This window comes from Pedococcus sp. P2_E4 (genome assembly GCF_056403935.1).
This window is the reverse complement of record NZ_JBFUEO010000001.1, coordinates 238857-251057: the sequence shown is the minus strand read 5'-3', so window position 1 is coordinate 251057 and position 12201 is coordinate 238857. Positions and strand designations below refer to the sequence as shown.

Annotated in this window: 11 protein-coding genes; 8 read left to right on the top strand and 3 right to left on the bottom strand. The window is 71.1% G+C overall.

All coding sequences use genetic code 11. The features are described from left to right. The first annotated feature begins 58 nt into the window (after positions 1 to 58). The gene (locus tag AC1DV7_RS01235) at positions 59 to 802 is read left to right on the top strand and encodes a calcium-binding protein (protein WP_477593771.1); all 744 of its coding nucleotides are present in this window, start codon (positions 59 to 61) and stop codon (positions 800 to 802) included. Between the two features lie 62 nt (positions 803 to 864). Here AC1DV7_RS01235 and AC1DV7_RS01230 read toward each other — a convergent pair whose 3' ends face one another. Then, entirely contained in the window at positions 865 to 1299 is a 435-nt protein-coding gene (locus tag AC1DV7_RS01230) for a glyoxalase superfamily protein (protein WP_477593769.1), read from the bottom strand. Between the two features lie 92 nt (positions 1300 to 1391). Further along, positions 1392 to 1640, bottom strand: coding sequence for a hypothetical protein (locus tag AC1DV7_RS01225; RefSeq protein WP_477593767.1), 249 nt, complete (start codon positions 1638 to 1640; stop codon positions 1392 to 1394). Positions 1641 to 1901: 261 nt separating this feature from the next. On the opposite strand from AC1DV7_RS01225, the gene AC1DV7_RS01220 reads away from it, so the two are divergent. From AC1DV7_RS01220 to AC1DV7_RS01190, 7 genes are all read left to right on the top strand, one after another. After that, positions 1902 to 2603: a hypothetical protein gene (locus AC1DV7_RS01220; protein WP_477593765.1), complete on the top strand. Its 702-nt coding sequence runs from the start codon at positions 1902 to 1904 to the stop codon at positions 2601 to 2603. Positions 2604 to 2638: 35 nt separating this feature from the next. Then, a complete protein-coding gene (locus AC1DV7_RS01215) occupies positions 2639 to 3316 on the top strand; it encodes a class E sortase (protein ID WP_477593763.1) in 678 nt (225 codons plus the stop codon). A gap of 180 nt (positions 3317 to 3496) precedes the next feature. Next, positions 3497 to 4774: an Ig-like domain-containing protein gene (locus tag AC1DV7_RS01210; RefSeq protein ID WP_477593761.1), complete on the top strand. Its 1278-nt coding sequence runs from the start codon at positions 3497 to 3499 to the stop codon at positions 4772 to 4774. 10 nt (positions 4775 to 4784) lie between these two features. Next, entirely contained in the window at positions 4785 to 6041 is a 1257-nt protein-coding gene (locus tag AC1DV7_RS01205) for a DUF1611 domain-containing protein (protein ID WP_477593759.1), read from the top strand. Between the two features lie 2 nt (positions 6042 to 6043). Beyond that, positions 6044 to 7846 carry an ABC transporter transmembrane domain-containing protein gene (locus AC1DV7_RS01200; RefSeq protein WP_477593757.1) on the top strand — a complete coding sequence of 601 codons (1803 nt, stop codon included), beginning with the start codon at positions 6044 to 6046 and terminating at the stop codon, positions 7844 to 7846. Further along, positions 7825 to 8931, top strand: a complete 1107-nt coding sequence (locus AC1DV7_RS01195) for a CapA family protein (protein WP_477593755.1) — start codon at positions 7825 to 7827, stop codon at positions 8929 to 8931. The genes AC1DV7_RS01200 and AC1DV7_RS01195 overlap by 22 nt, the downstream gene beginning before the upstream one ends. Next, entirely contained in the window at positions 8931 to 9806 is an 876-nt protein-coding gene (locus tag AC1DV7_RS01190; protein WP_477593753.1) for an alpha/beta hydrolase family protein, read from the top strand. Before AC1DV7_RS01195 ends, AC1DV7_RS01190 begins: the two co-directional genes overlap by 1 nt. Here AC1DV7_RS01190 and AC1DV7_RS01185 read toward each other — a convergent pair. After that, the gene (locus tag AC1DV7_RS01185) at positions 9769 to 12162 is read right to left on the bottom strand and encodes a putative bifunctional diguanylate cyclase/phosphodiesterase (RefSeq protein WP_477593751.1); all 2394 of its coding nucleotides are present in this window, start codon (positions 12160 to 12162) and stop codon (positions 9769 to 9771) included. The two genes, AC1DV7_RS01190 and AC1DV7_RS01185, sit on opposite strands and share 38 nt — an antisense overlap. Positions 12163 to 12201 lie beyond the last annotated feature (39 nt).

Below are 12201 nucleotides of genomic sequence, written 5' to 3'. Positions count from 1 at the left end.
CGGGGACTGTTGGTCGGTGGGCCCACCCGCGCCCGCAGACCAGGGAGGAATACTCATCATGCGCAGACTGCCGTTCATCACCACCGGAGCACTCGTCCTGACCCTCGGACTCGCCTCGGGAGCCTCAGCCCAGGGCGAGCCCGACCCGTGCCTGCTCATCTTCGGGGTGGAGCAGGCGACGATCGTCGGCACGTCGGGGCCCGACCGCATCGTCGGCACGTCAGGGCCCGACGTCATCCTGGCCGGCGCGGGTGACGACATCGTCAACGGCGGTGGGGGCGACGATCTGATCTGTGGTGGGCCCGGCAACGACAGGGTCGACGGAGGAGACGGGAACGACTTCATCCTCGGCGACACCGGCGAGACCTTCCTGCTCGGCAACCCGGCAGGGATGAACGTGCCCGGCGGCGCCGACCAGCTGACCGGCGGGGCTGGCGACGACCAGTTGGCCGGCGAAGGTGGCGACGACCTGCTTCGCGCCGGTGACGGCAACGACTTCGCCACTGGCCAGATGGGCGCCGACGTCGTCATGGGCGAGGCGGGCGACGACGAGCTGTTCGGAGGCCCGGCCGACGACGTGGTCAACGGTGGCGACGGCAAGGACACCGTGGTCGGCAACTTCGGCAACGACGTGCTTCTCGGCGGCAGGGGTGACGACCTGATGACGGGCGACAACCCCATCCCGGTCACGCAGGGTCCGTCGTTCGACGTCTGCAACGGCCAGCAGGGCGCCGACTTCGCGGTCGAGGGGTCCTGCGAGCAGCTGAACCAGGTGGAGACGACCGGCCCCTTGCCCGAGTGAGCCAGCGGCGACGCCGAGGGTGCCTGCCGCCCTCGGCGTCGCAGTGAGAGGCGGGGCTCGCGCTACGCCTGGGAGGCGCCGCTCCCCCCGCCAGCGGCCGCCGCCTCGCGCGCAGCCAAGCCGGCTGCGTAGTCGGGCAGCTCCTGGAGCGCGAAGTGGTTGCCGTCGGGGTCCTCGAAGTGGGTGAACCGGCCCCAGGGCAGGTCCTCGACCTCGGTCACCTCGACACCCCGGCCCTTGAGCTCTGCATGGGCCGCGTCGGCATCGGCGACCACGACCTGGATGTACTGCTTCATGCCTTCGCCCAACATGTCCATGCCCTTGACGAAGCAGAAGGAGCAGGCGGACCCCGGTGGCGTGATCTGGACGAAGCGCAGGCCTGCCTCCTCCACGACCTGGTCCTGGTCCGCCGGCCAGCCGACGACGTCCTCGTAGAACGCCTTCGTGCGGTCGATGTCCGTGACGGAGATGGGGATGAGCTCGATCTTGTAGTCCATGGCCGGTCCTTCCGTGGCAGCCTCTCCCTCGGAGGTTCTACCACCAGCGTAGGAAGGATTCCGGTCAGTTCCTGACCGCTGGCCCACCCGACCTAGGAGGCCCGGGGCCCGTCGGGGCGACGGTGGAGCTCGTCGATGATCTCCTGCTCGCGGGCCAGGGCGGCGAGCAGGTCGGTCGTGCCGACGCCCCCGCCCGGGGCTCCGGGACCGCGCATCGCGTCCTCCAGCGCCGCCAGCTCGGTCAGCAGCTCACGCACCGAGGGCTGGCCCGTCGGCGGTTCGGCCGCCGTGGCCCGCGCCCACTCGTCGGAGGGGTGCTCTGCCGTGGTCGACTCGGTCATCTGCGGCCTCCCGAGGCACGTGGTGGTGACGCCCCGGCTGCTTGAAGCCTTGCGATCATCATCCGAATTGTCGCTTTCTGTCAATGGTCACGGGACCCCGGTGACACTTTTCCGGGCCCCAGACGTCTCGTTAGGCGTTGGTCCATCCCGGGCTGGTCCGCCGGGTCGGACCAGCACCACGAGCCCCGCCCCCACCGCCTGACCGAGCCCACACGGCGGTGGGGGTGGGTCGTCCTACAGGGGAGACAGGAGGGTGGGCGGTTGTCTGCACCAGGAACCGCAGCCGACGACGACGAAAGGGACTGGGCGGAGGCCCTGGAGTACGCGGCCATCCTGACCCGCAAGCTGGCGCTGCCCGTCGTGGAGGACCCGCGGATCACCCTTGCCCGCGGCGAGGAGGCCTGCCTGACCACCGTGGCGAGCTACCTGCGCGGCTACCGCGTGGGCTCACGTCTGAGCTGGGGCGACCGGCAGGGGGCCGCGGTCCTCGGCACCACCCAGCGGATCGTCGTCAACCACCGCCTGCAGGGGTGGACGTCGTTCTGGCTGAGGGACCTGCGCGAGAGCACCCCGAGCCTCGAGGAACCGCCGTGGAGCGTCGAGCTCACCTGGCACAGCAACCTCGCACCACTGCGCTTCACGGGACCGAGCGCTCCCCTCATCGCGATCCACGTTGCCGCGTTCACCGACCCGTCGGGCTGGACCTCTCACCCGGGGATCCAGCCCATCGTGCGCGCCATGCCGCAGACCCGCTCGGCGGTCCGGCTCGGGTCCTTCCACCGCTTGCACCCAGGGGTGGTCGTCGTGGTCAACCGCGACATCCAGTCGGCCACCGCCCACACCCGCATCCCCGCCGGCACGCAGGGCATCATCGTCCGGCGCGAGGTGCCGTGGGCGCGGGTGCAGTTCGACAACGGCCGTGCGGTCCTGGTCGACCCCTCGTGCCTGGACACCGTCAGTTGAGGGCGGCCCGGAGGCTGGCCCGCTGGGTCCTCGGCATGCTCGGGGACGTGTTCCTCACCACCGGACTCGGACTCCTGCTCTTCGTCGGCTGGCAGCTGTGGTGGACCGACGTCACGGCCAACCGGGCCCAGGACGCCGCCGTGGTGAGGCTCGACCGCGACTTCGGTGCCGACCCGGCCCCAGGCTCCACGACCGCCACCACCGACCCCGACGCCCCGGCCCTCGGCAAGGGCTTCGCCATCCTGCGCATCCCACGGTTCGGTGCCGACTACGCCCGCCCCCTGCTCGAGGGGACGGGCCGGGACATCCTCATGAAGGGGGTCGGCCACTATCAAGGCACCGCTGCCCCGGGGGCCGTGGGCAACTTCGCCATCGCCGGTCACCGGACGACCTACGGTCGTCCCTTTCACGACATCGACACCTTGCGCACCGGGGACCGCATCGTCGTCGAGACCAGGACCGCCTTCCACGTGTATGCCGTGCAGCGGCACACGATCGTCACCCCGGACGACGTCGACGTGGTCGCGCCGGTCCCGGAGCACCCGGGTGCGCGGCCCACCCAGCGGTGGCTCACGATGACCGCCTGCCACCCCAAGTACAGCGCGGCGCAACGGTATGTCGTCTTCGCCGAGCTGGTGAGGTCCTACCCCCGAGCCGAGGGCCTCCCCGCGGGCGTCCTCGAGCTGCCTTCGTCGTCTCAGCACGGGAGCTGACCACGCCACCGCGTCACCCTTCGGTCCCTGCCCTCTCTCTTAATTGCGTGGCGGGAACCTCCGCCGCGATTTCCAGGGGGGACGACAGACGTGATCAAGGCAGTGGCGGGAGCTCGGACGACGATGGGGAGGACACGGAGGACACCGGGGCAAGGAGTCGTACTGGTCAGGGGTTCGGCTGTGTGGATCGTGACGTCTTGCCTGGTGGCGCTGTTGGCGATGGTCGCCTTGCTGGCGACGGCCGGACCTTCGCGAGCCGACGTCATCCCCGACGCGATCACCTCCATCAGCACCACGGCAACCCACGTCGACGAGGGTGACCAGGTCACCTTCACGTGCGAGTGGGCGGTTCCCGACGGGTCGAGCCCGGGCGACACCTTCGACCTGACCCTGCCGGAGCAGCTCAAGTGGGTCGGCTCGAGGACGTTCGACCTGCGGGCGCCCGACCGCTCGGTCGTGGCCACCGCCGTGGTCGATGACAGCGGCCACGTGATCTTCACGCTGGGGGACTACGTCGCCTCACACACCCGCGACGTCCACGGCACCTGCACGTTCGTCACCCTCTACAGCACCGAGGGCACCGGCGAGCAGGTCGACCTCGAGTTCCAGACGGGCTCCGAGGTGATCCGGGTGCCCGTGGGCACTGACGAGCCGTGCACCTCCAACTGCACGGGCACGCGTGACGACGCAGGCAAGGACATGTGGTGGCTCGATGCCGCTCAGACCACCACCCGGTCAGTCGTCTGGACCCCGGCCACCACCGCCGACTCCACCACCGTGACCATCACGGACATCCCCGCGCCCGGGCTGGCGCTGGACTGCGACACCGTCGAGCCGCACATCGGTCGCCAGCTCAGCGCCCAGGGCAAGCTGACCGCCCCCTACGACGACGACGCCCTCCCGGCGACGGTCACCTGCACGCCCGATCGCCTGGTGGTGCAGTGGAGCTCGGCCCCGGCAGGTGAGTACGCCGAGGTTCGGGTGAACGCCGTGGTCACGCGCGCCGCCCAGGACACCTACGCCAACGCAGCGGTGGTCTCGTTCGACGGGATCGACACCGCCGTTAACTCCACCGTGATCCGGACCGACGCGAGCGGCACGGGGAGCGGTCAGGTCCCGCCGAGCACCACGACCTCGACGACTTCGACGAGCTCCACGAGCTCCACGAGCTCCACGACCTCCACGAGCCCGACGAGCTCCACGACGTCGACGACCTCGAGCCCCACCCCGACCAGCCCCACCCCGACCCGGCACGTCGTCACCGACTACGCCGCGCCCACGCAGGGCCCCAGCCTGACCGCATCGCCCACCGTCGCCACGGGAGGCGGCGACGCCGGGGCCTTGGCCTACACCGGGTCCGACCTGCTCGGCATCGCCGCCGTCGCGGTGCTCTTCCTGACCTTCGGTGCCGGGCTCCTCGTGGCGGCCCGACCACGCGGCAGCCACCAGGGTCGGTGATCTGGGGTCCATGTCTCGGCACGATGTGTGGGTTCGACCGCTGGAGGTAGCCGCGCGCGAGCGGGCCCGGCGCAGCTTCGCCACCCGTCGCGTGCCGCCCGAGGCGATGCAGACCCTGGTCGGTGGCGCCGTCCGTCCTCGCTCGGGGGACGTCGTCCTGGCCAAGGTCGAGCGGCTCGGGCAGCACCGCCGCATCGAACAGCCCAACGGCAGGCGCAGTGCGCTGCACCTCGACGACACCGTGGTGGTCGCGTATGCGGACCGCTACGCCACCGACCAGTTCGAGTCGCACGTCCCCCGCTCGCTCGGGCGGGCGCAGCTGGTCGCCTCGGGGGGGATCGCGTCCGAGTCGCTGTCGCAGAGCCGGGCCGTGCGGCGCGCCACCGACATCATTCCCCTGGGCCTCGTGGGCGACGAGCTCGGTCGCCCCCTGAACGTGTGGGACTTCCGCCTCCCCGAGGTGGAGCTGCCGCGCGAGCGACCCCGGACGATCGCGGTGCTGGGCACGTCGATGAACGCCGGCAAGACGACGACGATGCACTACCTGCTGCACGGCCTGAGCAAGGTGGGCGCGGACCCGGGGTCGGTCAAGGTCACGGGCACCGGTTCGGGCAACGACTACTGGGTGATGCTCGACGCGGGCGCCCACCGCATGCACGACTTCACGGACGCCGGGCTCGCCTCGACCTTCCGCCAGCCGATCCCCGTCCTCGAGTCGGCCATGAGCCAGCTCGTCGCCCAGCTCACCGTCGCTGGCTGCGGGGTCAACTTCGTCGAGATCGCCGACGGGGTCTTCCAGCAGGAGAACCGCATGCTGCTGACGTCGCCGGTCGTCCACGACCTGCTCGACGTCGTCGTGCTGGCTGCGTCCGATGCGATGGGTGCGGCGCACGGGGTCGCCCACCTGCGTGAGCGCGGGTTCGAGGTGGCGGCCGTCTCCGGCATGCTCACGCGCTCGCCCCTCGCGATCCGCGAGACGCAAGAAGCCACCGGTCTGCCCGTGTGGGGCATTCCCGAGCTCCAGTCACCGGACCTGGTCATGCCGACCCTCGGGATCGACCTGTCGCTGGCCAAGCAGCCCGAGCCATCGCCGCCGGCGGCCTGGCCCATCGAGCTCGAGGGGCTCCAACCCGACCTCGCGGACCCCGTTGCCGAGCCCGGTGGCATGGACCTGTCGGGCGCCGCGTCAGGCCCTGACCTCGCGTCGAGCGACAGCCTGCGCGGCGGACCCCTGGGTGGGGCTCGCCTGGTCCCTCAGGTGGGCTGACCGTGGACGGACACCTTCCCGTCTACCCGTCCCGGGCCAGTCGCCGCGCCCTGCGCAGACGCGCCACCCTCCCCGACGCCACACCCGGCGACCGCTCGCTGTTCCGCGTCTCCCGGGTGGCCATCGCCGCCGTGGTCGGCCTGGGCCTGGCACAGGGTGCCTGCCTCCTGGCGTTCATCCTGCTGTTGTCCCACGTCGTCGAGCTGCTCGAGCCGACCAGCGTGGGGTTCGCGGCGGAACGCCAGTACCGCGACTCGCTGATGGCGTGCGCCGTCCTCGCCGCGCTCGGGGTGGCGCTGGGGATCCTGCGCGCGGTCGAGTTCACCGTGACCGAGAAGGCCGGCTACGAGGTGGTCCGCCGCCTGCGGATGGAGATGTACGCCCACCTGCAGCGGATGTTGCCGGCACACCTGCTGCACCGCGCCCGCGGGGGTCTCCTGCTGCGACTGACCGGCGACCTGTCGATGCTGCGCATGTGGCTCAGCCGTGGCCAGCTGCAGGGCTCCTCAGCCGCCATCACGCTGACGGCCGGTCTGGCTGGCGCCTTCGTCCTGGACCGGCCCATGGCCTGCGCGCTCCTGGCCGTGCTCGGTGTGGGTGCCATCGCCTCCCTCCACAGCGGCCGGGCCATGCGGACGGCAACCCGCACGATGCGGCGCCGCCGTTCGCTGGTGATCGGCAACATCGCCGAGCAGATCAACGCCCTCGCCGTCACCCAGGTGGCCGGGAGGGCGGCCGGCGAGTTCGCCAGGCTCTCGCGGCAGAACGACTCCCTCAACCGCGCCCTGGGGCGCGTGGCCGCCCTCCGGGGTCGGCTGCGCGGCCTGGCCACCGGCACGAGCATGGTGGCCACCGCAGCCGTGGTCGCCGTCGGGGTCGTCGAGGCTCGGGGTGGAGCCGTGCTCCCCACCACGGTGCTGCTCGAGGTCCTGATCGCGCGCTTCCTCACGAGGTCGGTCAGGACGCTCGGGCTCATGCACGACTACTGGCACCGCGGGCTGGTCTCGCGCCAGAAGATCCTCGACTTCCTCGCGAGCTCGAGCCGGGGCGTCGAGGCCTCCCTCCTGCCGCCGCTGCGGGTCCGGCGTGGCGAGATCCGCTTCGACGGCGTCACCGTGCCGGGGGCGCTGCAGGAGCTCACGGCGGTTGCTGGGCCGCGCACGATCGTCGCCATCGCCGGCGGTGCGGGTTCGGGAGCCTCGGCCGTCCTCGATGTCGTGGCACGGCTCGTGGATCCCACGGCCGGCACCGTCACCGTCGACGACCAGGTCCTCTCGGACACCGACCCCGCCTCTGTCGGGCGCGTGGTCGGCATGGTCGGACCCGACCTCCCTCTCCTGCGGGGCACCGTCACCCGCAACCTGAAGTACGCCGCCCGGGAGGCCTCCGCCCAGGAGGTCCAGCGTGTGGCATTCGGGCTGGGCCTCCCACAGACCCTGGGCCGGCTCGGCGACTCAGGCGTCGGGGAGTGGCTCGTCGAAGGCGGCCACAACATCTCGCCGGCCGACCGACAGCTCATCGCACTCGGACGCGCCCTGATGGGCAGCCCACCGATCCTCCTGCTCGACCGTCCCCTCGAGGGCCTGGACCCCGCCAGTCGCACCTTGGCCCGAGCCATGCTGCTTCGCCACCGGGGCACCGTCCTGTGGTGCACCGACGAGCCGGACGACCTGGCCGAGGCCGACCTCATCTGGGTGATGGAGCACGGCCGCCTCGTCGAGGTGAAGGCCAGCAGCACGTACCGCGCGGAGCTGTGGACCAGTCGCACCCACCAGGAGCAGAGATGGCCCGCCCCCACAACCTGAAACGCGACCGACGGTTGATGGCGGGGTTCGCGGCCATCACGACCCTGTGTGTGGGCGCCGTGGGCTGGCAGCTCGCCGGCGCGGCGCCTGCGGCACCGGACGTGGTCACCCGCACGGTCGACCCCGGCCCGGACGGTGTCATCGACCTCACCTTCGGTGGCGACACGATGCTCGGCGACGGCGCTCAGTCGCTCATCGACGCCAAGGGGCACGACGCCGTGCTCGCCGGCGTCGCGCCCATGCTGGGCGGCGACACCACCATCGTCAACGCCGAGGGTCCGATCACCACGGTGACCGATCCGGCCAACCCGGGTGCGAAGTACTCCTATGCGGTCGACCCCCTGGGCGCTGGCGCCCTCGCACGTGCAGGCGTCGACGTCCTGGGCCTGGGCAACAACCACGCCATGGACCGCGGTGCCATCGGGCTCACCCAGACCCAACAGGTCGCGTCGGCGCAGGGGTTGTCGACGTTCGGGGCGGGTGCCAACCGTGCCGAGGCCATGCGCCCGCTCATCCTGCGGTCGCCCGACGAGACCATCGCCGTCCTGGCCTTCGGCGAGAACTTCGGGCCGGCCCACCGGAGCACACCGACCACAGCCGGGATGGTGCCGCTCAGCCCCGAGCGGATCGAGCGTGGCGTTCTCACTGCCAAGCGGGCCGGCGCCTCCAAGATCGTGGCGTTCGTCCACTGGGGTGACAACTACGCCGATGTCAACGCCCAGCAGCGCTACTGGGCGGGCCTGTTCGTGGACGCAGGCTACGACGCCGTCATCGGCACCGGTCCGCACGTGCTCCAGCCGGTCGAGGTCCTGCGAGGCACCCCGATCGCCTACAGCCTCGGCAACCTCGCGTTCGGTGCACCCGGACGGTTCGCCGGCTACGGCAAGGTCGGGATCGGCGCCGTGGCCCACCTGCGCTGGGACGCGTCCGGACTCGGGACGCTGAGGCTCGACTGCATCCGGACCGACAACCTCCTCAACGGCTACGTCGCCAAGGCGTGCCCCGCGGAGCCGCTCGCAGCAGCCCGACAGGTGCTCGGAGCAGGCATGAGCTGGCAGCAAGCCCAGGCATCAGTCACCTTCTGATGCGACTTCGACGACTGACCTGGATGGTGCTCCTCGTGACGATCCTGGCTGGACCAGCCTGCAGCAGCTCAGCAGACGACCCGACCGCACCCCTGACGGGCACCGGCTCGTTCGCCTTCGCCCCACCGGGACGCAAACCCATCACGGTGTTCTATGCGGTGGGGTCCGGCGACCTGCGCGACGGCCGTGTCGTCGTCGTCATGCACGGGACCAACCGGAACGCCCGTGACTACCGCGACTCGTGGGCCGCCCTGGTCGAGCACCGTCCGTGGGTCGTCATCGCACCGGAGTTCGACCGCGAGGACTTCCCTGGGGTGTCCGGTTACAACCTCGGTGGGGTCGTCGACGAGTCCGACGACCCGGTCCCCCAGTCCGAATGGACCTTCTCCTACATCAAGCCGCTCGTCGACCAGGTCCGGTCGCGGACCGGGGTCGCCGAGCGGACCTTCGACCTGTTCGGGCACTCGGCCGGCGCCCAGTTCGTGCACCGCTACCTGGAGTTCGTCCCGGACGCACCCGTACGACGGGCGGTGGCGGCCAATGCCGGCTGGTACACCATCCCCGACCCGGACGTCGACTATCCATACGGCCTGGACAACGCGCCGCGACCCGTCGACCTGCCGGCGTTCCTCGCCCAGCACCTCACGGTCCTGCTGGGCAGCGACGACGTCGAGGACGACAACCTCCGCCAGGACGACGGAGCGAGCCAACAGGGCTCCACCCGCATCGAGCGCGGGGAGCAGTTCTACCGCGTGGGCAGCGAGCAGGCGCGCCGCCGCGGCCTGCCGTTCCGCTGGACCCTGGCCGTCGTCCCCGGGGTGGCGCACGACCACGCCCTCATGGCGACGGCGGCCGCCGACGTCCTCGCGGGGTGACCGGCCAGGTCGGCTCCGGTGACGGCTCCACGATCGTCAGGTGACGGCTCACGTTGGGCGCAGGCGTCGCGACGTAGAAGCCCTGCACGAAGTCGAACCCGAGGGCTCGCACCCCGGCCAGCTGCCTCTGGTCCTCGATGCCCTCGGCCAGGCACTTGATCCCCAGCGCGTCGGCGATCTCGACGGCCGACCTCATGATCGCCAGCGCGACCTCGGCGGCGCGCGAGTCCGCCTGGCTCAGCGCCGCCGAGAAGGTGCGGTCGACCTTCAGCATGTCGACAGGCATCCGCTGCAGGCTGCCGAGCGACGAGAAGCCGGTGCCGAAGTCGTCGATGGCCACGCGCACCCCGAGGTGGCGCAGCTCGCGCAGGAAGGCGATCGACTCGTCGGAGATCGCCGACGACTCCGTGACCTCGAGCTCGAGCCGGTCGGGCTCGACGGCGTACTCCGCCAGCGTCGCCTCGACGTGGTCCATGAACCCTGCGGCAGCAAGCTCGACGCCTGACACGTTGACGGCAAGGCGCACTCCGCGCCCGACGGCAGACAGCTGCTGGCAGGCTCGCCGCAGCATGAGCCGCCCTATGGGGACGATCAGGCCGGACGTCTCAGCCAGCTCCAGGAACTCCGACGGCAGCAGGAGTCCACGGGTGGGGTGCTGCCAGCGCAGCAGCGCCTCGTGCCCGACGACCCGCCCGGTGCGGACGTCGTGCTGGGGCTGGTAGTGGAAGACGAACTCCGCGTGGTCGATCGCCAGCCCCAGCTCGGCGAGCAGCGATGCCCGGTGGACCGCGCGAACGCTCATCGAGGTCGTGAAGGTGCTCATCCGGCCCGACCCCCGGCCCTTGGCGTCGTAGAGCGCCAGGTCGGCGGTCCGCACCACCTCATCGGCTGCCGTACGCACCACCTCGTCAGTGCTGGCGCCAAGTGGCATCGCGTGGGAGCACCCCACGCTCGCCGAGACCTCGATCCTGTTGCCGCGGACGGTGAACGGGTCGGCGAAGGCGCCCTGGTACCGGGCGAACAGCACCTGGGGAAAGGCCGGGGGACTCTCTGGTTGGGCGATCACGGCGAACTCGTCGCCGCCGAGCCTCGCGACGAAATCCCCCCGGCTCTGGGCCAAGAGGCGCAGCGCGACGTGCTGCAGCAGCTCGTCGCCGATCCCGTGACCCAACGTGTCGTTGACGGACTTGAAGTTGTCCAGGTCGAAGATCGCCAGGTGGCTGGTCCCCGGCCCGTCCTGGCCGCTCAGGCACCGCTGGAGCTTCTCCTGGAAGCTGCGACGGTTGGCCAGGCCGGTGAGGGGGTCGGTGTGGGCGAGCCGGACCAGCTCCTTCTCGTGGCTGAACTCCTCGGTGATGTCGACACCGACACCTCGCCAGCCGACCACGCTGCCGTCCTGCGCGAGCTGTGGCTTGGCCGACAGCGACCACCACCGCTCGGCGCCCGCGACCACGACGGCCAGGACGTGGTCACGGATCCCGTCGGCGCGACCCATCGCCGCAGCCAGCTCCCGCAGCGAGGCGCAGCCCTCGGGCGAGTCCCTGGTCAGCCGGCCGAGCAGGCCCTCGAGGGTCAACCGGCGGAGCTCGTCGGCAGAGTACCCAGACACCTCCGCCAGTCGCTCGGACGATCGGGTGAAGGTGCCGTCCGGGCCGGTCTCCCAGAGCCAGTCGCGTGACCCGTCCTCGAAGTCGTCGAGCAGGAGCTCGACGACCTGCTGGGCGCGCAGGGCGGCGACCTCTGCCAGCGACCTCCGTTCGAAGGAGTTGGCCAGGTGGAAGACCCCCACCACGAGGACCGCCCCATAGAGCACGAGCTGCCCGGCCAGCACTGAGTAGGCCGTCTGGCCCATGGCGAGGAACGTCACGGCCATGCCCACGGTGTGGATCGCGATCCACAGGATGCCGATGGAGCGCAGCGGCGACAAGGCGATCGCACCCGCGCCCATGATGCCGGCACCCGTCGCCACCAGGACGATCTGGCGACCGGTGTCGACCCTCGGCAGGAGGTAGACGACCAGCGTCGTCGTGAGGGAGGCCTGCGCGGCCACCTCGATGATGGTGACCCGGTAGTACCGTCGGTTCGCCTGCTGCTCCTGCCGGGTCACGTCGCGCTCACCCACCCACCAGGCAACCACGCGCAACGCCGCAGCCGGCAGGGCCAGGCTGATCCACGCGACGGCGAACGCCACGTGGTCGTGGGGGATGACGTAGACCGCCAGCACCACCACGCTGAAGGCGTTGGCCAGGTTGGCCCTCGGCGCCACCTGCATGGCTGCGCGCACCTGACGCCGGAACACCTCGGCCTCGTCAAGGGTCCGTTCAGGTCTCTGCGGCAGGAGCCGGACCCTCTTCACGTGATGCCCCACCACGTTCCACCCATGTCACAGCCTCTC